Source organism: Acinetobacter sp. AL9, assembly GCF_041464035.1.
Taxonomy (GTDB): domain Bacteria; phylum Pseudomonadota; class Gammaproteobacteria; order Pseudomonadales; family Moraxellaceae; genus Acinetobacter; species Acinetobacter towneri.
Genome location: NZ_JAYFSK010000025.1, coordinates 1 through 21,978 on the forward strand (window position 1 = coordinate 1; position 21,978 = coordinate 21,978).

General features: G+C 41.8%; 19 protein-coding genes and 1 pseudogene. 8 read left to right on the forward strand and 12 right to left on the reverse strand.

Annotation, left to right across the window (positions count from 1 at the left end; genetic code table 11):
- Positions 1-171: 171 nt before the first annotated feature.
- Positions 172-387, reverse strand: a pseudogene (locus tag ACEO2X_RS07480) (sensor domain-containing diguanylate cyclase); the annotation flags it as partial.
- A gap of 380 nt (positions 388-767) precedes the next feature.
- Here ACEO2X_RS07480 and ACEO2X_RS07485 point away from each other — a divergent pair.
- On the forward strand, positions 768-1,319 hold the full coding sequence (locus ACEO2X_RS07485; RefSeq protein ID WP_019837853.1) for a ricin-type beta-trefoil lectin domain protein: 552 nt from the start codon (positions 768-770) through the stop codon (positions 1,317-1,319).
- 105 nt (positions 1,320-1,424) lie between these two features.
- Here ACEO2X_RS07485 and ACEO2X_RS07490 read toward each other — a convergent pair whose 3' ends face one another.
- The 7 genes from ACEO2X_RS07490 to ACEO2X_RS07520 all read right to left on the reverse strand — a co-directional run bounded on the left by ACEO2X_RS07490 (position 1,425) and on the right by ACEO2X_RS07520 (position 10,138).
- Positions 1,425-2,324, reverse strand: a complete 900-nt coding sequence (locus tag ACEO2X_RS07490; RefSeq protein ID WP_004970549.1) for a LysR family transcriptional regulator — start codon at positions 2,322-2,324, stop codon at positions 1,425-1,427.
- A 48-nt stretch (positions 2,325-2,372) separates the two neighbouring features.
- Positions 2,373-4,088 (reverse strand): D-lactate dehydrogenase, encoded by a 1,716-nt coding sequence (dld, locus tag ACEO2X_RS07495; protein WP_035311162.1) that lies wholly within the window; start codon positions 4,086-4,088, stop codon positions 2,373-2,375.
- Between the two features lie 90 nt (positions 4,089-4,178).
- On the reverse strand, positions 4,179-5,333 hold the full coding sequence (gene lldD / locus ACEO2X_RS07500; protein ID WP_016659249.1) for an FMN-dependent L-lactate dehydrogenase LldD: 1,155 nt from the start codon (positions 5,331-5,333) through the stop codon (positions 4,179-4,181).
- Entirely contained in the window at positions 5,330-6,079 is a 750-nt protein-coding gene (gene lldR, locus ACEO2X_RS07505) for a transcriptional regulator LldR (protein ID WP_004970689.1), read from the reverse strand. Before lldR ends, lldD begins: the two co-directional genes overlap by 4 nt.
- Positions 6,080-6,103: 24 nt before the next feature.
- Positions 6,104-7,774, reverse strand: coding sequence for an L-lactate permease (gene lldP / locus ACEO2X_RS07510; protein ID WP_179988566.1), 1,671 nt, complete (start codon positions 7,772-7,774; stop codon positions 6,104-6,106).
- 518 nt (positions 7,775-8,292) lie between these two features.
- Positions 8,293-8,790, reverse strand: coding sequence for a hypothetical protein (locus ACEO2X_RS07515; RefSeq protein ID WP_371971486.1), 498 nt, complete (start codon positions 8,788-8,790; stop codon positions 8,293-8,295).
- A gap of 97 nt (positions 8,791-8,887) precedes the next feature.
- A complete protein-coding gene (locus ACEO2X_RS07520; RefSeq protein WP_096902747.1) occupies positions 8,888-10,138 on the reverse strand; it encodes a YncE family protein in 1,251 nt (416 codons plus the stop codon).
- Between the two features lie 351 nt (positions 10,139-10,489).
- Here ACEO2X_RS07520 and ACEO2X_RS07525 point away from each other — a divergent pair, with 351 nt between their 5' ends.
- Both ACEO2X_RS07525 and lon read left to right on the forward strand, forming a co-directional pair.
- Positions 10,490-11,086, forward strand: a complete 597-nt coding sequence (locus ACEO2X_RS07525) for a 5-formyltetrahydrofolate cyclo-ligase (protein WP_026438444.1) — start codon at positions 10,490-10,492, stop codon at positions 11,084-11,086.
- Between the two features lie 147 nt (positions 11,087-11,233).
- The gene (gene lon, locus ACEO2X_RS07530) at positions 11,234-13,660 is read left to right on the forward strand and encodes an endopeptidase La (RefSeq protein WP_131260796.1); all 2,427 of its coding nucleotides are present in this window, start codon (positions 11,234-11,236) and stop codon (positions 13,658-13,660) included.
- A 354-nt stretch (positions 13,661-14,014) separates the two neighbouring features.
- Here lon and ACEO2X_RS07535 read toward each other — a convergent pair whose 3' ends face one another.
- On the reverse strand, positions 14,015-14,980 hold the full coding sequence (locus ACEO2X_RS07535; RefSeq protein ID WP_371971487.1) for a M28 family peptidase: 966 nt from the start codon (positions 14,978-14,980) through the stop codon (positions 14,015-14,017).
- A 157-nt stretch (positions 14,981-15,137) separates the two neighbouring features.
- Here ACEO2X_RS07535 and rlmH point away from each other — a divergent pair, with 157 nt between their 5' ends.
- The 3 genes from rlmH (at position 15,138) to ACEO2X_RS07550 (ending at position 17,469) form a co-directional block, all read left to right on the forward strand.
- The gene (gene rlmH, locus ACEO2X_RS07540; RefSeq protein WP_026438445.1) at positions 15,138-15,620 is read left to right on the forward strand and encodes a 23S rRNA (pseudouridine(1915)-N(3))-methyltransferase RlmH; all 483 of its coding nucleotides are present in this window, start codon (positions 15,138-15,140) and stop codon (positions 15,618-15,620) included.
- Between the two features lie 150 nt (positions 15,621-15,770).
- Positions 15,771-16,547, forward strand: a complete 777-nt coding sequence (locus tag ACEO2X_RS07545; RefSeq protein WP_096901485.1) for a dioxygenase — start codon at positions 15,771-15,773, stop codon at positions 16,545-16,547.
- 139 nt (positions 16,548-16,686) lie between these two features.
- Positions 16,687-17,469: an META and DUF4377 domain-containing protein gene (locus ACEO2X_RS07550; RefSeq protein ID WP_104852316.1), complete on the forward strand. Its 783-nt coding sequence runs from the start codon at positions 16,687-16,689 to the stop codon at positions 17,467-17,469.
- Positions 17,470-17,540: 71 nt separating this feature from the next.
- On the opposite strand, the gene gdhA is transcribed toward ACEO2X_RS07550, so the two are convergent.
- Positions 17,541-18,884 (reverse strand): NADP-specific glutamate dehydrogenase, encoded by a 1,344-nt coding sequence (gene gdhA / locus ACEO2X_RS07555; RefSeq protein ID WP_004970711.1) that lies wholly within the window; start codon positions 18,882-18,884, stop codon positions 17,541-17,543.
- 357 nt (positions 18,885-19,241) lie between these two features.
- On the opposite strand from gdhA, the gene ACEO2X_RS07560 reads away from it, so the two are divergent.
- A complete protein-coding gene (locus tag ACEO2X_RS07560; RefSeq protein WP_004970712.1) occupies positions 19,242-20,036 on the forward strand; it encodes an RnfABCDGE type electron transport complex subunit B in 795 nt (264 codons plus the stop codon).
- 92 nt (positions 20,037-20,128) lie between these two features.
- A complete protein-coding gene (nth, locus tag ACEO2X_RS07565; RefSeq protein ID WP_178867175.1) occupies positions 20,129-20,818 on the forward strand; it encodes an endonuclease III in 690 nt (229 codons plus the stop codon).
- 129 nt (positions 20,819-20,947) lie between these two features.
- Here the strand turns inward: nth and ACEO2X_RS07570 are convergent, their stop codons facing one another.
- Complete coding sequence (locus ACEO2X_RS07570; protein WP_346781618.1) at positions 20,948-21,151, reverse strand: hypothetical protein; 204 nt, start codon at positions 21,149-21,151, stop codon at positions 20,948-20,950.
- 128 nt (positions 21,152-21,279) lie between these two features.
- On the reverse strand, positions 21,280-21,939 hold the full coding sequence (adk, locus tag ACEO2X_RS07575; RefSeq protein ID WP_004970717.1) for an adenylate kinase: 660 nt from the start codon (positions 21,937-21,939) through the stop codon (positions 21,280-21,282).
- Positions 21,940-21,978: the final 39 nt, after the last annotated feature.

A 21,978-nucleotide genomic window follows, 5' to 3' on the forward strand; every position in this document is an offset into this window, starting at 1 on the left:
GGATTGGATAATCAATAGATATGGATGCTAATATACCAAGACACTCACCTAAAATACAAAAGATAATCATTTAAATCTCTAATAAATACCCACCTTGCCACTACTGAATCGACATAGACAAAATGAGCACTTATGCAAATATTTGTCTATATTTTTAGTTATAGTTAATTACTCTTGCAGCATATCTGAAAAATGTTGATTGGCACTGGTGGCAATTTTTTCTGCATATTTTTCATTGATCGAAAGTGAATTTTGAATTAATTGTTGTTTAATTACATAATTTAAAATAAAAATACTTACGACAAATAAGCCTGATACACTTAAAATTGTGGAAATTAAAATAAGTTTACGCAGATCCAATCCAAGTCGTAGTAAAAAATGTTTCAACAGTTCCTACCCCAAAAATTCAAAAACTGTGACAATTGCCAACTTTAACACATAATTTTACAACTCAATCACATAATTTTAAAGCAATATAGTTGAATTTTTGATGTTCAATTCAACAAATTGGATAATTCGCTTGTTGCTGACCACAAACTAAATCAGAAATATATCCTCTAAATACAATTTCTACCACACACTTCCTAAGAATGCACCGACTAATAACAAATAAAGACAACTTGAATTTTTTCGTTCTTATTTTTTGCTGAAAACCTTGTCTATTCGATAAATTTTTAGGGTCAATTACTCATAAAATTACAAAAAACTATTATCTTTTTTTGCTTTAAATTTATCCTATCCACCTAATAAATAAATTGTTTTCTCTTATGTTTAAGACACTTTTCACTATAAGCAGTTGCTCACTTTTAACAGCATGTATTGTAGTTGACGGAACAGCATCGGGGCAGATTCCCAATATCGTCATTCAACCTCAAATTCCAGCAAGTACACCTGTAGAACGTCCTGCACAACAAACCATTTATATGCCAACACCTATGCCTTATCCTGCACAAACATGGCAACAAAAAGTCAAAATTAAAACCTATGATGGTCGCTGCGTAGATTTTAGTCGCAGTAATCAACGTTCCATTCAGACTTCACATTGTCATGATGGTACCAATCAGCATTTTATTTTCCATCCTGATCAAAGCATTACCGTGCAAGGTAAATGTCTAGATGTAGCAGGAAAACAGAAACATGATGGTGCTGAAGTAATTGCTTATACCTGTAATGGACAAAGTAACCAAAAATGGTATCTCGATGGTCAGCGTATTCGTAGTGCAGATACAGGCAAATGTTTAGATATTTATAATGGAAAAATGAAAATGTATAGCTGCAATCAAAATCGTGGGCAGAAATTTAGTTTTATTGCCTTATAAAAAAGAATCACTAATTCCCTCAGCCTAGCCTGCTCTTTTGAAGATGAGGGAATTAGCGAATGATAATTTAAAAAATTATAAAAGTTTTACTTTAAATACGATTAATTAAGGATGCTGACTAAACAAATCAAAAATCACTTTTCTTAACCACTGATGACTGGTTTGGTGATGACAAGACGTATGCCAATATTGTCGTACAGGATAGGTTGGAAAATTCAAAGGCGCACTCACTACTTGTAAATTCCCGCGTGCCAATAACACCTCACTTAAATAATAAGGCACTGTCGCAATCATATCGGTTTCTTGCACAATTAACCCGACCCCTAAATAACTTGGGATACTCATTAGAATATTACGTCTTAAACCACGATTGCTTAATTCATTTTCAATATGGTAGTGACCTATACTGGTATCTACATCGACATGCGATTCACGAATATAAGCTTCAACATCTAAACTTTTTTCACAAATACGTGGATGATCTTTACGACTAATCACCACATAATATTGTAAAAATAATTGCTGCTGATAAAAACCCTGCTCTAACTCAGGTAAAAAACCAATCGCAAAATCAATTTCACCATTTGCCATTTGATAACTGGTTTCACGGGTAATAGGACGAATTTTAATCCGCACTGAAGGTGCATATTTTTTTAAAAACTTGGTCAGTTTTGGCAATAAAACCAAATGCGAAACATCGGTCATTGCCAAGGTAAATAATTGATCGGAATGGGTCGGATCAAAATCGACTTTAAAATTATTGACCGTTTCAATTTTATTAATAATTTCACTAATCGGTGAAAAAATCTGTTTCGCCAACTCTGTAGGCAACATTTCATTGCCAACCCTTAAAAATAATGGGTCATTAAAATGCTGACGAATTTTATTTAAACAGTTACTAACCGCAGGCTGACTCATGCCCAATGCATCTGCTGCTGCAGACACATTTTTTAATTTATATACATAGTAAAAAATCTGTAGCAGTTTGCTATCTAACTTAAACATATCCATCTTTCCTTAGAATCAGTTTCACTGCTCAGTTTTCATCCTTATTTAACGCCAAGCTTTTAATTTAGAGCTATGCCCAATGCCCACATTAAAACAATTGGTCGGATCCAATTTTTGATAATGCTGCTTTAAGGCAGGCTTCGCCACATATAAATGCCCAACATTATGCTCTGCAGGATACTCTGCCCCACGTGCATCAAGCAATGACCACATTTGATGTTCCATCGCCAACGGGTCTACGCCTTTTTTAATAATATAGTCCTGATGAAAGACATGACATAAAAAATGACCATAATACAACTTATGTATAATCGCCTGCTCCAACTCTTCGGGCAAGGTTTCAACCCATTGCTGATCATTACGTCTTAACGCAATATCTAAAGCAACAATGTCTTCCACTTCATTTCGATGTGTATCACGATAACGAATTGCAGCACCTGCCACTGCAAAGCGATGCAGAAAAGCCTTGCGGCCTTCATCTTCATTACATAGAAAAAAACTGCCGGAATTGCGCGTGATAAAATAATCCATTAAAAACTGCTGTACTGCCGCAACATCTTGCTGCTCAATGCGCAAAATTAAATGATGTTCATACAAATCACGAAATTGGTTCATGCGTTCTGGTAAATGATTTGGCAGTAGTTTCGTGAACATTTGCAAAACTTTATCCGACAATCCACGCATGCCCCAACGGGTTAGAAAACCATCAACTTTATCTTTCATGGCAAAAGCTGCAGGTACTTTACTGGTGCCAAACTTCTCGATAAACAAGAAGCTGTCTTTGCCATATTCTGCACCAATGTCATAGGCATCTCGATGAATATACTCGCCAGCAATCGGTACACGCGGCAAATCACGTAATAAAAAACGGCGAATCGCGGTTAAATCATCCTGCTGATTGCTGCCGATATAAAACACCTGACTCGGAATTTTCTCAAATGTATCCAAACGCACTGCAAACACACAGACTTTACCTGCCGAACCCGAAGCTTCAAACAAACGGCTCGGGTCGGCATTAAACCGTGCAGGCGTATCGGCATCGACTTGGGCAACATCATGCACGTAACGCTGATCTGAAGCACAACAATGTTCCGAATATTCAATATCTTCAGGGCGATATTGTTGTTGCTCAAGTTTGGTTAAAATTTCTTCTGGCGAGTTCCCTAAATTCACCCCCAAATGATTGATGAGTTGCAACTCGCCCAGTGCATCGACTTGTGCATATAAGGCCAACTCAGTATAGGCAGGACCACGTCTGACCAATGCACCACCTGAATTATTACATACCCCGCCCAACACCGAAGCACCAATACAAGATGAACCAATGACTGAGTGTGGCTCACGCTGATGCGGCGCCAATTGCTGTTCCAAAGCATCCAATGTTGCACCAGGCAAGCAAATCACTTGCTTGGCATCGTTGATGAGCTGAATACCTTTTAAACGTTGGGTGTTGATCAAAATTACAGGACGATCATAGTCATCACCAAAAGGGGTAGAACCACCCGTGAGTCCAGTATTGGCGGCTTGCATAATAATAATGCAATCTGCTGCCACAGCCACTTGTAACACTTGCCACTGCTGCAATAAAGAACCTGGCGTGACCACCGCAAAAACCTGTCCTTCGCCAAAACGTCGCCCTTGACGATATAAACGAGTATCTGATTCATGGGTCAATACATGCGCTTTTCCCACAATATCGACCAAGTTTTTGAGGGTTGCTGCAGCATCAAATTGTGTTGCAGAAGAAATTGTCTGTGGCATAGTGTACAAGTCCTGAAACAAGGTGAAAAATACAATTAAGCGATTCAGCCAAATGCATCGGTTGATGGATTGATCGCTCCTGTTGGCAATTTAGCCTTTCAGTTCACGCTCAAGTTGTACCAAGCAATCTGAGTTAATCGCTTGAATGTTTTTAGCACCCGTTAAGGTCATTGCGACTCGCATTTCTTTATCAATCAATTCGAGTAAATTACTCACACCCGCCCCACCTGCTGCACCTAGTGCATAAATAAAGGCACGTCCGAGCATACAAGTATCCGCACCCATCGCCAACATGCGCACCACATCTAGGCCATTACGAATACCTGAATCCACTAGAATTTTTAGATCTCCTTTTACTGCATCGGCTATTGGCGGTAAAGCACGTGCAGTCGAGAGCACACCATCTAACTGACGACCACCGTGATTGGACACCACAATTCCATCAGCCCCAAAACGAACAGCATCCTTAGCATCTTCTGGGTCTAAAATGCCTTTAATGACCATTGGGCCATCCCAGAATTCACGAATCCACTCCAAGTCTTTCCATGAAATAGATGGGTCAAAGTTATTGCCTAACCAGCCAATATAATCTTCCAGTCCTGTTGGTTTGCCTAAGTATTTAGAGATATTGCCCAAGTCATGCGGACGACCTAGTAAGCCAACATCCCATGCCCAGTTTGGATGCATCACTGCCTGCATATAGCGGCGCATAGCAGCATTTGGACCACTCATGCCCGAATGTGCATCACGATAACGTGCGCCAGGCACAGGCATATCTACCGTAAAGACTAAGGTTGAACAGCCTGCTGCTTTGGCACGTTCCAAGGCATTGCGCATAAAACCACGGTCACGTAATACATATAATTGAAACCACATTGGGCGTGAAATGGCAGGCACCACTTCTTCAATTGGGCACACCGACACGGTAGATAAAGTAAACGGAATACCTTTTTTGTCAGCTGCAACTGCAGCCTGCACTTCACCACGGCGCGCATACATGCCCGTTAAACCCACAGGTGCCAAAGCCACAGGCATTGACAAGGTTTCATTAAATAAGGTGGTTTCTAAACTCAAAGCCGACATGTCATTCAAAACACGTTGGCGCAAGGCAATCTGTGAAAGGTCTTCCACATTTCTTTTCAGCGTTTGTTCCGCGTACGCACCTCCATCAATATAGTGAAATAAAAATGGCGGTAAACGGCGTTTGGCTGCTTCGCGGTAATCATTCGCAGAAGAAATAATCATGGCGCTATCCTGTTTAATCGACTCGCACGCTGACGACGCGCATCTTCCTCGTCTATCATGCGTACTTGTTGAACTACAAATTCAATATGTCCACACACTGCCGAACGGGCAGCTTCTGGATCCTGGCGTTCAATTGCATCCATCACTTGAAAGTGTTGATCGTGCAACTGATCGAAACGGTGGGCTTCGGTATAGACTTTGCGTCTGCCCAAAACTACGTTGTATTGCAACAAATCAAATAAGCCGCGCATCATTTGAATGAGCACCAAATTGTGCGATGCTTCGGCAATTGCCAAATGAAACTTGGCATCGGCAATTGCTGCCTGATCGTCATCACCTAAAATTTGAAAATGGGCGATTTGCTCATAACAGGCACGGATGTTTTTCAAATCCTCAGCAGTTGCCCGCTGTGCGGCATACCATGCCGTACCACCTTCAAGCACCATTCGTGCTTCCTGCACATCAAAACGATAAGCAGGGTCTTCATCAATCAGGTTACTTAAAGGCTGCACAATTTGATATTGCGACCAATTGGTAGGCAGTTGTTGCAAAAAAGTACCCGCTCCAACTTTGCTGACCAGCATGCCCTGACTGGTCAATTGCTGAATAGCCTCACGCAAAGAGGAACGGGAAACCCCGAGTTGTTCACATAACTTTCTTTCGGCAGGCAATCGGTCTCCGACTTGCATCTGATTTTTTTCAACCAGTGTGCGCAGGTCTTGAACAACTTTGTCGGAAACTTTCATGCGGCTATCCTCTTGTGCATGTGGTTATGGAATCATCCATGGGAACACATAAGCTTGTAGAGTGATAATAATACCGATCATTACGGTGAACGTGATACTGTGTTTCACGGTAAAGCGGAATAAATCCGATTCTTTACCGACTAAACCAACAGCCGCACAGGCAATTGCAATAGATTGCGGTGAAATCATTTTGCCTGTTACCCCACCACTGGTATTGGCAGCAACCAACAGAACTTCTGGTACACCAATTTGCTGTGCGGTTGTGGCTTGCAAGGCAGCAAACAAGGCGTTGGCTGAAGTATCTGAACCTGTCAAGAACACCCCAATCCAGCCTAAAAATGGCGAGAAGAATGTGAAAGCATTGCCTGTGTGTGACAAAGCCAGTGCCAAAGTCGCAGACATCCCTGAATAATTGGCAATAAATGCAAACGCCAACACCATCCCAATAGAATAAATTGGTGTTTTTAGCTCGTTGATGGTTTCAGCAAAAGTTTTAACAGCTTCACGCGGTTTCATTTTTAAATAAATGATGGTGATGATGGCCGCAATCATAATCGCAGTCCCAGTTGCGCTAAGCCAATCGAACTTAAAGATCGCATCATAGTCTTTAACATCAGCGACCACAGGCGGCATCTTTTGCACCAGTTGGTGTAAAAATGGCACTTTGATGGAAATTACCCAGTCGTGCATTGCGCCATCTTTGGCAAATAAATCTTTAAACGGCTTGATGCTCCAAATAGTGACCATCACCGTTAACACTGCAAAAGGTGACCATGCTTTCACAATCTGCCCGATGCTGTATTTTTGCTGTTGTTCTGCAACTAAGTTGGCATCCACTTTGGTGTCTGCATCGCTAAAACGGAAAATGTGTTTTGGCTGCCAGAATTTAAATAAGACCGTTAAACTAATCAAAGAGGCAATTGCGGCTGTAATGTCAGGTAACTCAGGTCCAACAAAGTTAGAGGTCAAGTATTGTGCAATCGCAAAAGCACCACCACCCACCAACACTGCAGGCCAAGTTTCTTTCACACCGCGCCAGCCATCCATAATTGCCATAATCCAGAACAGCACAATAGGCACCATAAATGGCAACTGACGCCCAACCATCTGGCTAATTTCCATGGTTTCTACACCCGAAACCTGACCCGCCACAATAATTGGAATCCCCATTGCGCCAAACGCAACAGGTGCGGTGTTCACAATCAAACATAAACCCGCAGCGTATAAAGGTTTAAAACCCAAACCCACCAACAAAGCAGCAGTAATTGCCACTGGCGCCCCAAAGCCCGCTGCACCTTCTAAAAATGTGCCAAACGCGAAGCCCACTAGTAGCATCTGGAGACGCTGATCTTCTGTAATTGACAGAATAGATGAGCGAATAATGTTAAACTGCCCTGTTTTTACAGAGATTTTATATAAAAATAATGCGCCAATAATAATCCATGCGATTGGCCATAAACCGTAGAAAAAGCCATAGATCAATGAAGCAAAAGCCATTGGTGCAGGCATGCCATAGGCAAATAACGACACTAATAACGCCAAAATAACCGTAATTGTTCCCGCAACACTTCCTTTTAAGCGAAATACAGCCAATGCCAGAAAGAAAAAGATAATCGGGATTAATGCAATAAGACTCGAAATCCAAATATTTGCCATTGGATCGTAGATCTGTTGCCAATGTTGAAGCATTGTCATCTCCTTGAAATGCTCACTCAAACGTAAACATAGGTCTAAGCATATAGATAAAATTCTAATTTTGGTCTGACCAATATTAAGATAAAAATCAAAATACTCTTAACATTTGCAACAAATAATAGTTTTATACAAATAAATGTCAATATTGGTTGGATTGTTTATTCATATGGTCATACCAATTTAAATAAAGATGATCTTTGTTCGCAGCATAAAAAATACGGTGAAGAAAAATTTAAACTTTGTTTTTTCTGTAGTTTTTAAGAGGAAGGAAAAACCAAATTTATTCGGCACAGCCTTATACAACTTTCGTCTAATACAGTAAAATACGTGTGCTTTCTTCTAAGATGAATTGAACGCTTGATCAAAGGAATCATGGATAAATTCAGCTCAAGTGGCCGCTATTCGGCTTAAAAACATGTGGATTAAAAGAATTTTTTAGACAAAAAAATAACGCCATTATTGACTGCAACAATGGCGTCATCGTGTATTTATAACAGCAACTCACACCTTACTGTGGCTTAACCTGTCACCACGTTCAGGCGCTTTAAACGCGAAATATGCAAATCAATTTGCCCTGCAATTTCAGGTAAAATTTGCTTTAAAAACTGGCTATAGTTCATTGCATCTTCTGCTCTTAATACGCCTGCTTGTACCAATTGTTCCTGCTGTAGCAACATACTTTGTACACGGTTTAAATCAGGCTTTTGCCCTTGGCTTAAACCTGTACTAATTTGCTTAAAGCCTAAATACAACTGATCACGTTGCTGGATTAATTGCTGCATTTCAACTGCAGATACCGCAGCACGCTCTAGCATAGCGTTTGTTTCCAGTACATTTTCAGATTCATCTGAATATAGACTTTGCGTTGTTTCTATCTCTGTGGAAGCCGTGTTCGGTTTCACCCACACTGTTTCCGAAACAGTCTTATTCGGTGTTTGAAACACATACACCACGGTAAACAACACCGCGACCGCCAAAACAAAAAAGCCAATACCGAGCCATCGAGTCCCATTCATGTGCATGCTCCATAAGCAAACCATCCTAAAATGCGCTCAATTCAAATATCGTCTTGAGCGCCTTAGCATGCTTTGCCTGTTATGATCGGCTTAAAAATTACGGCGTCGACCAATCGCTTGGTGCATAACCCAAACGCACTCGCTGTGGGTGATTCCCCACTGGCACACTGCGGACTTTTTCTCCCGTAGCAAAGTCAATCACCGTTACCACATCGGTTTCACTTTCTGAAATCACACAGCTTTTTCCATCTGGGCTACGGGTTGCCCAATATGGTTTACCTGCAGGAATCAGTTTGCCTGCTTTTAAACTCTGACGGTCTACAATGGTCGCGTAATCATCCATCGTGCCTGCCACACAGAGTTTTTCGCCATCTGCGCTGATGGATAAACCATGATGACGTGAATCATTTACCCATTTGCTGCGGTCTTTTGGAATTGTACTGCTGCCCGGTAATTGTCCAATACGCGTGACTTTATCGGTTTTTAAGTCGTATTCCACCAAACCATTAAAAAATGAAACCTGCGCATAAAGTTTGCTTTCATCTTTACTTAGCACCATAGGACGCACTGAGTTGGATAAATCTTTACGTCCAAAGGCATCTAACGCAGGTCGGAAATCAATTTTTTTCAGAACTTTATAATTGTTGGCATCGGCAATGGTAATAAAGCGCTTACCTTTGGTAAAATCTTGCCACTGTGCATCCATCGAAGTTTCTACGTTACCAATCGCAGAGTTTAAGATTTTCGTTCCACCTGCAAAGTAAATATTTTCGTGCGGCTTATCCCCTGTTGCAAAACGCCCCAATTCTTTACCTGTATGAATATCTAAAACATGCACCACATTACCTGACGATGCCGACACAGCAACACGTTGTCCATCTGGTGAAACCGCCATGTGGTCTGCGCGGAAACCTTCGACTGGCGTACGCCAATTAATTTTGCCCGTTTTAATGTTGATGGATACCACATCGGCAAAACTTGGACGTGAAGCCACAATCGACTGTCCATCTGGCGTGGAATACATATCATCCACCAACTGGTCATTGCCCTCACCTGCAGTTTGTTGAATGTAAGTGTAGGCAATCAATTTCACTGGATTTAAATGAATTTCTAATAAACGCTCTTTGCGGTCAGGAATCATATTGACCACACCCACTTTGCCAAAGTCTTGTGAAGGGTGAATCACTGTCACTGTGCCATCCCAGTTATTGCCGACAAAAAAGACTTGTTGGGTATTCGGTGGCTGCGGTAAATAGGTCGAATCTGCATAACTTTGTGCGCTGACACAACTTCCTAAAGCCAGCACGCCTTGAAGTAGATGTTTAAACACCTTGTTGGAATAATTCATGTTCTTGTTCTCCCTGAACAGCAAAATGAAAGTGTTGTTTTTGTTTTGGCTTGTGTTTTTACATATTTGTTGTTTTTAACTGAAGCCTGCCTAATCCATCTTGAAGCGATCTTGAAGATTGTTGGCGTGGCATTGATTGGGCAATAGCATAAGAGTTTTTGTAATTTTGCGTCTAGGGTTCGAGCTAGACTATCCGATAGCAGGTCAAGTTTCAGATAAACAGAAATACAGCATCACATCCTGTTAAAATGCCAAGTATGATAAAAGCTTGTTTTTGTCGATGAAATGACAGTAATCCCATACCCATTCAAGCATTTAAACTCAAGAATATAAGGATGTGCCGAGATGCAGTTGTTGGAACTTAAAACCTTGCGTAAACAGCTTCGACAACAGCGCAGAGCGGTCACGCGCACCCAACAGCAACACGCACAGCAAGCTGTTTTGCAGCGGCTAATACGACTGCCAAAATTTCAGTACGCAAAAAAAGTGGGTATGTATTTACATGCTTTTGGTGAAATTCATACACACCGCATCATTGAATATTGCTTCGCGCATAGCAAACAAGTGTATTTGCCCATGATTTGCAATATGAATCAACACTTGGTGTGGGTACAAATCACCCCACAACAATATCGTCAGCGTCGCTTTGCCCATCATCGTTTGGGGATGCAAGAACCAAGAACAAGTCGCGGAAAACACATCTCCCATTTAGATTTAGTCTTGATGCCCTTATTGGCTTGCGATACGCATGGCACCCGCATTGGAATGGGCGGTGGTTATTATGACCGCACTTTAGCCTCTGCCCCGCAGCATCCTTATCGCTTAGGGATTGCACATGATTTTCAGCTAATTCATACACGCTTGCCACGTGAAAATTGGGATCAACCTGTAGATGCCTTACTAACTCCACAACATTTTTTACAGTTTAAACGCACCTTGAAACGCTAAATTGATCATTTTGACTGAATAGATCAATTTAAAATCACATATTTAGCTACTTTTTAAACAATTTGTGTTGACCTGCCCTTGTATTTTAAAAAATACCCATCACTATTAAAAACATGGCAACACCGTTGTCACTCATTAGGAGTGCCCATGTCTGAAATTATTATGAATCAAGAAACCTTAGAGCCTCAGGTTCCAAGTGTATTACCGCTTTTAGCGCTACGTGATGTGGTGGTTTATCCACACATGCAAATCGCGCTATTTGTAGGTCGTGAAAAATCGATCAATGCAGTTGATGTGGCTCGTAACAGTGACAATCTAGTATTTGTAGTTGCGCAAAAAGATTCGCTTACAGAAGAAATTGATCACGACAATTTATATCAATACGGTACTGTCGCGAAGATTGTGCAAGTTGTGAATCACGAAAATGATGAAAACTGTATCAAAGTGCTGATTGAAGGCTTATACCGCGCCAAACTCGAAAAAATTATTGATGAAGACGCGTATTTGACTGCAGAACACAGCTTGAGCCCAATGACTGTTGCGATGGATGAAAATACCCAAGCAACACGTTTGCAAGAATTACGTGCCTTATTTGCGCAATATGCAGAAGCAAAATTACGCAATGCACGTGAACTGATTGCTGCTGCCAATAAAATTGAAGATTTATTGCAGTTGTTGTTCTTTGTTGCAACCCGTGTGCCATTGAATATTGATGTCAAACAAAAATTCCTTGAGCACGATGAGTTTGAAGCTCACTTGACCGAGTTAATGACTTATTTATTGCAACAGTCTGAAGAACAGCAGATTGAGCAAACCTTGCATGACTCTGTTAAACGCCAGATGGAAAAAAATCAGCGTGAATACTTCTTGAATGAGAAGATGAAAGTCATTCAACGCGAACTGTCCGATATGAACGGCGGTGCGGAAGATGATGTCGCTGAAATTGAAAAACGTCTGGCCGAAGCAGACTTGCCAGAACATGTCCGCAAAAAAGCAGAAGCTGAGTTCCGTAAGCTAAAAGCCATGCAACCTGCATCTAGCGAAGCGGCTGTGGTACGTAACTATCTGGAAGTAATTTTAGATACGCCATGGAACAAAGCCAGCAAAGTCAGCATTAACTTGGCGAAAGCACAAGAAATTTTAGATGCCGACCATTACGGTTTAGATGAAGTCAAAGACCGTATTGTGGAATACCTTGCTGTGCAGTCGCGCGTGAAAAAACTCAAAGGTCCAATTCTGTGCTTAGTCGGTCCTCCGGGTGTAGGTAAAACCTCACTGGGTGAATCGGTTGCAAAAGCCACTGGACGTGAGTTCGTGCGCATGGCGCTAGGCGGCGTACGTGATGAAGCGGAAATTCGCGGTCACCGCCGTACCTATATTGGTGCGATGCCGGGTAAAATTGTGCAGTCATTGACTAAAGTTGGTGTGAAGAACCCACTGTTCTTGCTCGATGAAATTGACAAAATGGCACAGGATTACCGTGGCGACCCTGCATCTGCTTTGTTAGAAGTACTTGATCCATCACAAAACAACAAGTTTAATGATCACTATTTAGATCTAGACTTAGACTTGTCTGAAGTGATGTTCATTTGTACTGCCAACAGCATGAATATTCCAGAAGCTCTGTTAGATCGTATGGAAGTAATTCGTCTACCGGGTTATACCGAAGATGAAAAAGTGAATATTGCAGAACGCTATCTTGTCCCTAAAGCCATCAAAAATAATGGCTTGCGTGCTAAAGAATTGACGGTTCATGAAGAAGCGATTCGTGACATTGTGCAGCGCTATACACGTGAAGCAGGTGTGCGTAGTCTGGAACGTGAAGTGTCAAAAATTGCCCGTAAGGTGGTGAAAGAAGCAGTCAGCAAAAAAGCCAAAAACCTACAGGTAGATGTGACTTCACAAAACTTGCCTGACTACCTTGGTCCACACAAATTTGACTATGGTATGGCAGAAGAAGAAGCCGAAGTGGGTCGTGTAAATGGCTTGGCTTGGACTTCAGTGGGTGGTGAATTACTCACCATTGAAGTGGCAACCATGAAAGGCAAAGGTAATTTCATCACCACAGGTTCATTGGGTGATGTGATGCAAGAGTCAATCAAAGCCGCGATGACCGTTGTGCGTACCCGTGCCGACAGTTTAGGCATTGAAGCCAATGTATTTGCCGAAACCGATGTACACGTACACTTGCCAGAAGGTGCAACACCTAAAGATGGTCCATCTGCAGGTTTGGCATTGACTACGGCATTGGTATCTGCATTTACAGATATTCCAATTCGTCCTGATATTGCCATGACAGGCGAAACCAGCTTACGTGGTCGTGCAATGCGCATTGGTGGCTTGAAAGAGAAACTTCTTGCGGCACATCGTGGTGGTATCAAACTGGTATTTATCCCACAGGAAAACGTGCGTGACTTGTCTGAAATTCCAGACAATGTCAAAGAAGGTTTGGAAATCAAGGCTGTGAAAAGCATTGATGAAATCTTGCCTTTGGCACTGACCAGTATGCCTAAGCCTTTAACCAAGGCACCGATTGTGAAGCCAGTAGCAGCAGGCAAAGCCGCACGTCATTAAGCAAGTTACTCTGCTTTAAGCATAGAACATCTCAAAAGAGCACTTCGGTGCTCTTTTGTTGTATTTAGATTCTGGATTTAAAATAATTGAATAATTTTTTAATTATTTTTAAAATGGATAGTCTGTTTTTAATTCAATTTCCTTGAAAAATAGGCAAACCATCCACATATATAAATTTAAGATACATCGCGCTGTATGTTTCTTGTTTGGTCTATTTAGACCGATAAATTGATCAGACGCTTTTGATTGAAGCGTGCTTCATGGTCTGGTCATCCATATCTCCAGGTGGATGACCTTTTAACCGCAGTCCTATTTCAATTCAGGGCTGCGTTTTTTATGCGCTGCGATCAATCATCAAGGTGATAAAATCTGTGCAACCAAGCCATTCACGACATGTGCCATTTTTTCAAAATTTACTGTTTTTAAAGTATCACCTGTGGTATGGCGAAGTGTGCTGCGATAACTGCCCGTATCGGTAATTAAAATGGCAGGAATATCATATTTCCAATAATTTAAATGATCTGAAAAATCCATGCCCTTGACGAAAGTCGGTGCGACCACACGCTCACATTGCAATTGATTCAAACGCTGCATCGCATTGCAATAGGTTGCACTCATTTCACGTGACTGCATATTGCTCAATGCCGCAATAAAATTGCCATGACTTGGGTAAATCCACTTTAAACCGATTGGGTAATTTTGCACCAAATTTTTATCGTAATAACCAATCATATCCAGCACATACACCGCACGGATTTTTTCTTTTTCAGCCTGCACAGATTTGGCATGTATAAAACTGCCCATCGACTCGGTTTTAAAAAATGGTGGCTCTGCCAAGGTATAAAAAACAAATTCAACATTTTGACTAAGTTTATTCTTTTCCTGCGCCAAAATTCGTGCTGTTTCGATTACACCTGCAACGCCAGAAGCGTTGTCATTTGCCCCCTGCTGCTGCCCATAAACATCGTAATGCGCACCAAAAATCGTTTTTTGCGCAGCACCGATATTCAATTTGCACACCACATTGCGGTAGCTTTGCTGATTGACCACATAATTTTGAAATTGACACGGAATTCCAAATACTCGCATTTGTTCCCGAATCCATGCCGAAACCCGATTCAGTTCAATCACATTTTTATAATGACGATACTGTTCGGAATTACCCAAACCCTGCTGCCCAATCACTTGCTGCATATAGACTTGCAAATTGTTTGGTTCTGCCCATTGAGCCTCAGGCACAGCAAATGTAGCAGTGGTCATCAATCCCATACCCGCGCCCAATATCCATGAATATAACTGCTGACTTTGAAACGCGCGCATGCTGATAATTCCAAGACAAAAAAGACCAATAAGATTGCTGAGTATTAAAGCAACAGCCTGTTGGCAAATTCAATTGCAAATTGTGTCGTTACACAGCGCTTGTGTTGAATCATGGTTATAATGCGAGATTCTGATTGATCGCTACATGAACTCGCCTATGAAAATTCGCATTCTGACCATTGGACAAAAAATGCCTGCTTGGGTGCTGACTGGTTTTGAAGATTATTTCAAACGGATTCAGCCTTTTGTGCAGACTCAAATTGTCGAACTGCCAATGGCGAAACGTGGCAAAAATGATTCTGAGGCCGATATTCTAAAATATCGCCAAATTGAAGGTGATAGCATTTTAAATGCCATGAAAAACAATGAGCTGTTAATTGCCTTGGAAGTGGGCGGCAAAGAGTTCAGCACCGAAAAACTTGCAGAAACCATGAAAGGCTGGATGCTAGAAGGCAATGATGTCGTGCTTGCGATTGGTGGACCAGATGGTCACTCTGAAGCAGTACGTAAAGCAGCAGCATGGCATTGGTCATTATCCAAACTAACTTTGCCACACCCTTTAGTTCGCGTGATGCTGATTGAGCAGCTATACCGTGCTATGAGCATCAACCACAACCATCCTTATCATCGTGCAGGTTAAATCAACTTATTCAATTTGTACGTTGAGTTATCAAAATATCTTCAACTCAAACGACGTTGCAAAGCTGCAACATAGCGTTGAACAAAAGTACATTTCGCTATACACACTTTTTTGCGATGCTGTAGAACAGCAGGCTTTAGGGATCTAGGCATGAACTTACAGACATTACCCGGTTTATTTATCTCACATGGTTCGCCCATGTTGGCACTCAATCCTGAACAGGTCGGGCCTGCACTCAGCCGTTTAAGTGAAAATTTGCCAACACCGCAAGCCATTGTGGTGATGTCGGCGCATTGGGAAAGTAATGCACTGGAGGTCAACACAGGTATTCGCCCTGAAACATGGCATGACTTCCGTGGTTTTCCTGAAGCCTTGTACGCCCTGCGCTACCCTGCACCTGGCTTACCTGAACTGGCAGAAGATATTTTGCAGCGTTTGGCTGATGCGGGCTTTGCTGCCCATGCCAACAGCACACGCCCGCATGATCATGGCGTATGGATGCCATTACTACACATGTATCCCGATGCCAATATTCCAGTGATTACCATTTCTTTGCCCATGAATATGAGCGCCGAACAGATTTATCACATTGGGCAAAGTTTAGCGCCATTACGTGAACAGCAAATTTTACTGATTGGCTCAGGCAGTATCACCCATAACTTACGTGAATTATCATGGAATACACCCAATGCGGCTGTGCCTGAATGGGCATCTAGTTTCCGTAATCGTGTGGTGCAGCATTTAAGTCATCGCAATTATGATGCAGTACTAGATTGGCAACAATTGCCACATGTAGCACGTAATCACCCAACCCTAGAACACTTTGCACCGCTGTTTTTTGCAATGGGTACGGGAGATCGATTTAACATTGTACATAGCAGCTTTAGCATGGGTTCACTCGGTATGGATATTTATCGTTTTGACTAACCGATAGCTCCGCTTATTTAAAATCTGACTTTTTAATTTGGATACATTTTGTTAGCAAAAGCTACGATTTGTATCCATATTTTTTGTTAATCTCTTGGTTATAATCACGTTGAAACTTTAGCACATAGAATATAAACCAATGAAATTCAGTATTTTTGCGCTTGCCCTGCTCCCTTTGGCTTTAACTGCATGTCAATCTTCACATCTTCCTGCCACTTCAGGAGATCCGGCTATTTCTACTCTATCCACCACATTAAAAACGCCTACACAAATTTTGCCCGCTTATACCTGGGAACTTGATCGTGGGCTGCAACGCCCGATTGTTCTGAGCTTTGATCAACGAGGCAGACTAAGTGTAGCTTCTGGCTGTAATGGCCTTGGCACGAGCTGGACTGTTAAAGATAATTCCCTGAGTACGGGTGACATGATGGGCACCATGATGGCATGTGATGCACCATTAATGGAACAGGAACGTTTTATCAGCCAGCTTCTGCAAAAGCGTAATATTCCGTTTAGTCTGGATCTAAATGATGCCAATCAGCCAAAACTGAGTATTACTGCAGCTGATGGTCAAAAATATGTCTTTACCGGAAAAATGACACCGGAAACCAAATACCAAGGTCAGGCAGAAACCATTTTCCTGGAAGTTTCGTCACAGACTAAAGCCTGTACGGGTGTAGCTCAGCAAACCTGCTTACAGGTGAAAGAAATCAAATATGATGAAAAAGGCTTAAAGACTCAGGTCGATAAAGACTGGACTTTATTTTACGATCAGATCGAAGGTTTTCAGCATTCATCGAATGAGCGTCAGATTATTCGGGTAAAACGTTATGAAATTAAAAATCCGGCAGCTGACCAGTCTAAATATGCCTATGTATTCGACATGACCGTAGAGCGTGAAGCAGTCAAAGGCACTCTATAACGATAAAATCGCAATATAAAAAAACCGAGGCATTCACCTCGGTTTTTTTTCAAGCTTAAACTCAGTCAGACTTAGAATACGCCTTGAGAAAGCATTGCATCAGCAACTTTTACGAAGCCAGCGATGTTTGCGCCGTCTACATAGTTCACGGTACCGTCTTCTTTCGTACCGAATTTTACGCAGTTGCGGTGAATTTCTTTCATGATTGCGTGTAAGCGCTCATCAACTTCTTCGAAAGTCCAGCCTAAACGCAATGCGTTTTGAGACATTTCCAGACCAGAAGTTGCTACACCACCGGCGTTAGATGCTTTACCTGGCGCATAAAGAATTTTCGCTTCAACGAATTTCTCAACCGCTTCAAGTGTAGAAGGCATGTTCGCACCTTCAGCAACACAGATTACGCCGTTTGCAAGAAGCGCTGCTGCATCATTCGCATCAAGTTCGTTTTGAGTCGCACATGGAAGCGCGATATCACATTTAATACCCCAAGGACGTTGACCTTCAAGGTATTCAAAACCGTGCTTAGACGCAAATTCAGAAATACGACCACGTTTTACGTTTTTAAGTTCCATCACTTCAGCAAGTAATTCTGGCGTGAAACCTTCTTTCACGTACACAGTACCATTCGAGTCAGAAAGTGAAACTACTTTCGCACCCAAGTACATTGCTTTGTCTGCAGCAAATTGTGCAACGTTGCCTGAACCAGAAATCGCAACGACTTTATCTTTAAAGCAATCGCCACGAGTCTTGAGCATTTCCTCAGCGAAATACACAGTACCGTAACCTGTAGCTTCTGGACGCGCCAAAGAACCACCGAAAGACAAGCCTTTACCTGTGAATACACATGAAGTGTCATTGCTGAGCTTCTTCATCATACCCGCCATGTAACCCACTTCACGACCGCCTACACCAATATCACCCGCAGGAATATCCGTGTTAGAACCTAAATGACGATATAACTCGATCATTAAGGCTTGGCAGAAACGCATAATTTCGCCTTCAGACTTACCTTTAGGGTCAAAGTCTGAACCACCTTTACCACCGCCCATTGGCAATGTGGTCAAAGCATTTTTAAAGGTTTGTTCAAAACCTAAGAATTTTAAAATTGAAAGGTTCACTGATGGGTGGAAACGCATACCACCTTTAAATGGACCAATTGCTGAGTTGTACTGTACACGGAATGCACGGTTTACGTGGGTTTGACCTTGGTCATCTACCCAAGAAACGCGGAACTGAATTGCACGCTCAGGCTCAACCAAACGCTCAAGCAAACCATGTGCTGCATATTGAGGGTTCTTTTCAATGAACGGCCAAAGGCTGGTCATTACTTCTTCTACAGCTTGTAGAAACTCTGGTTGATGTGCATCACGTGTTTTAACGTAATCTAGGAATTCGTTAAGGCTGTTGTATTTCAACGCTTAATCCTCAGCAGAAAATGGATCAAAATTGGTCAAAATTTCAATCAATGATATATTTTGGCGCAAAATATTAAATATCTTTTGTTAACAATCTACAATAGTTTTTTTCAAAAAACTTTAAAACATTTGTATTTTCATAAATTTAACTTATTTTTTAGCGTGTTAAGCCCATAAGTTAATGTAACAAATTAATTCATAGTTTTGAGCATTTTTGCCCAAAAAGCTAGCAATTGTTGTTCTTAATTTGCGCACAAGCCTAAAAGCAAAAATCGTGCTAAAATCATCGACCTAGAATTTCCCCCTAGCCTTATCTTCCGTTTTTCTGCTGCTGTTTAAAGTGGCATTGGTTTGTCCATGAATTCGCAAATTGCTCTGATTCAAAATATTGATGCGCTACTCCCTCAAACTCAATGTGGCTTATGTGGTCACCGTGATGGCTGTTTACCCTACGCCAAAGCGATTGCAGAAGGCGAAGCGGCCAATAAATGCGTACCCGGTGGACAACCTGTTGCAGATGCACTAGCAAACTTACTGCAACGCCCTGTATTGACCGCAGAAGCCAGTGTTTGGCCTGTGCAGGCAGATGGACGCCCACAGCGTATGAAAGCCCTAATTCGTGAAGATGAGTGCATTGGTTGTACCAAATGTATTAATGCCTGCCCTGTCGATGCCATTTTAGGCTCAGGCAAACTCATGCACAGCATTTTGACTGATTTATGTACGGGCTGTGAATTGTGTATTCCGCCTTGCCCTGTCGATTGCATTGACTTGGTAGAAGATACACAACCCCTGCTTTCTGATAGCGCACGAGTGGCAGAACAGAATGATTTACGCCAACGCTACTACGCCCACATACAACGTGAAGAACAACGTCGTCTGCACCGTAAAGGCCCTGTGGTACGTGCAGAAATTGATACCGAACTGTTTGCTCAATTTTCTGCACAAGCCGATGCTGCTGTGCCTGTGATTGAATTGCCTGTGCAAAAAAATGAACAGATTTCCACTGCCGATGCACAAACCACCATCGAACTGGCAAAATTACGCACACAAATTAAAAAACTCGAAAAACAACTCAGTGTGCGTGACGATGAGAAAAAACGGCTATTACTAACCAATTTACAACAACAGTTACGTGAATTAGGAGCATAAACATGCCCGAAAGAAATACACGTCTGACCAATAAAGCGGTCAAAACAACGGCTGCCAAAAGCACCACGCTCAAAGAAAAGCTGTCTAAAAATATGACCAAAAAGCAAATTCAGACTTTTTTTGAGCGCTTACGTGAACAACGCCCAAATCCGACCACTGAACTGAATTTTTCCAATCCATTTGAATTGCTGATTGCGGTGACCTTATCTGCACAAGCGACCGATGTCAGCGTCAATAAAGCCACCGACAAACTGTTTCCTGTTGCCAATACGCCCGAAGCGATTTATGCCTTAGGTGTGGAAGGTTTAAAGGAATATATTAAAACCATCGGGTTGTATAATTCCAAAGCAGAAAATGTCATTAAAACCTGCAAAATTCTCATCGAAAAACACGGCAGCATCGTGCCTGATAATCGTGCCGATTTAGAAGCCTTGCCTGGCGTGGGACGTAAAACTGCCAATGTGGTCTTAAATACCGCGTTTGGACAGCCAACCATGGCGGTCGATACACATATTTTCCGCTTAGGTAACCGTACAGGTTTAGCTGTAGGTAAAAATGTTTTAGAAGTCGAACACCGTTTAATTAAAGTCATTCCTAAAGAGTTTTTAATTGACTCGCATCACTGGCTAATTTTACATGGCCGTTATTGTTGTATTGCGCGTAAGCCTAAATGCGCTGAATGTGTGGTGTCAGATGTGTGTAACTGGCCTGATCGCTTTGAATTTGGTGCACATCGTCATACTACGCTGCATGAAATTCATCACGCGCCCATATCTAAGTAAGTGCTTCGGTAGAGTTTTGCAAAGTGATCTAAGCTTATTGATGACAAGCTAGATCATCAAAGCAATGTGGATTATCCAAAATCGTGTGGATAACTGTGCAATCTATACACAAGATTGTGCAGAGATGATTTATTTATTCTGAGAATCTTCAGACTGACGTTGTTGTTCTTGCTGTTGTTTAAGTTTCGGATGTAATTGATAGTGCTTACCTGATTTTTTTTCAGCCGAATTCTGAGCTTGTGTGTTGCGCAATAACTTATAGCTCACAAAAACAAGAAAGCCTAAAACGGCAATACTTGCCAATAACATGATGATCACAGCAGCATGTTGCAAAGCACTCTCCCAAACTGACACAAATAAAAAGAGCCCTAATATGAATCAGGACTCTTTTAAAGTCAAAACAAGCAGCCTGTTTAAACGATTTTATTTTCTTTTAAACAGACTTGGTCTAAAACCTAGACTTATTTTGCTTGGTCTAAAATAGCAAACAAATCTGCTTGAACTTCTTCAATTGGACGAAGACCATTCAATTTGTTATAGCTTGGTGCATTTTCACCAGAAGCAGCACGACCTTGATAGAAGCCAACCAATTGCTCAGTTTCTGAGTGATACGCTTTTAAACGCTTACGAATGGTTTCTTCTTGGTCATCTGGACGTTGAACCAAATCTTCGCCAGTTTCGTCATCTTTACCTTCCACTTTTGGTGGGTTGTAAACAAGATGATAAATACGACCAGATGCAGGGTGCTGACGACGACCAGACAAACGCTGTACGATTTCTTCGTCTGCAACATCAATTTCAATCACGTGGTCGATATTGATGCCTTCACTTTCCAAAGCTTCAGCTTGTGGAATAGTGCGAGGGAAACCATCAAAAATACAACCATTCACGCAATCTGGCTGCGCAATACGCTCTTTCACTAAGCCAATGATCAGTTCATCAGATACCAAACCGCCACCGTCCATGACGCTTTTGGCTTGTAGACCTAATTCAGTACCTTCACGAATTGCAGCACGGAGCATATCACCGGTTGAAATTTGTGGGATATTGTAGCGCTTACAGATCAACTGAGCTTGTGTACCTTTACCTGCTCCAGGTGGTCCGAGTAAGATAATGCGCATAAAAAAACATCCTCATTTTAACAATGTATTTGACACTCG

Coding starts and splice junctions, on each gene's coding strand:
- ACEO2X_RS07485 (WP_019837853.1), top strand. CDS start 768: ATGTTTAAGACACTTTTCACTATAAGCAGTTGCTCACTTTTAACAGCA.
- ACEO2X_RS07490 (WP_004970549.1), bottom strand. CDS start 2,324: ATGTTTAAGTTAGATAGCAAACTGCTACAGATTTTTTACTATGTATAT.
- dld (WP_035311162.1), bottom strand. CDS start 4,088: ATGCCACAGACAATTTCTTCTGCAACACAATTTGATGCTGCAGCAACC.
- lldD (WP_016659249.1), bottom strand. CDS start 5,333: ATGATTATTTCTTCTGCGAATGATTACCGCGAAGCAGCCAAACGCCGT.
- lldR (WP_004970689.1), bottom strand. CDS start 6,079: ATGAAAGTTTCCGACAAAGTTGTTCAAGACCTGCGCACACTGGTTGAA.
- lldP (WP_179988566.1), bottom strand. CDS start 7,774: ATGACAATGCTTCAACATTGGCAACAGATCTACGATCCAATGGCAAAT.
- ACEO2X_RS07515 (WP_371971486.1), bottom strand. CDS start 8,790: ATGAATGGGACTCGATGGCTCGGTATTGGCTTTTTTGTTTTGGCGGTC.
- ACEO2X_RS07520 (WP_096902747.1), bottom strand. CDS start 10,138: ATGAATTATTCCAACAAGGTGTTTAAACATCTACTTCAAGGCGTGCTG.
- lon (WP_131260796.1), top strand. CDS start 11,234: ATGTCTGAAATTATTATGAATCAAGAAACCTTAGAGCCTCAGGTTCCA.
- ACEO2X_RS07535 (WP_371971487.1), bottom strand. CDS start 14,980: ATGCGCGCGTTTCAAAGTCAGCAGTTATATTCATGGATATTGGGCGCG.
- rlmH (WP_026438445.1), top strand. CDS start 15,138: ATGAAAATTCGCATTCTGACCATTGGACAAAAAATGCCTGCTTGGGTG.
- ACEO2X_RS07545 (WP_096901485.1), top strand. CDS start 15,771: ATGAACTTACAGACATTACCCGGTTTATTTATCTCACATGGTTCGCCC.
- ACEO2X_RS07550 (WP_104852316.1), top strand. CDS start 16,687: ATGAAATTCAGTATTTTTGCGCTTGCCCTGCTCCCTTTGGCTTTAACT.
- ACEO2X_RS07560 (WP_004970712.1), top strand. CDS start 19,242: ATGAATTCGCAAATTGCTCTGATTCAAAATATTGATGCGCTACTCCCT.
- nth (WP_178867175.1), top strand. CDS start 20,129: ATGACCAAAAAGCAAATTCAGACTTTTTTTGAGCGCTTACGTGAACAA.
- adk (WP_004970717.1), bottom strand. CDS start 21,939: ATGCGCATTATCTTACTCGGACCACCTGGAGCAGGTAAAGGTACACAA.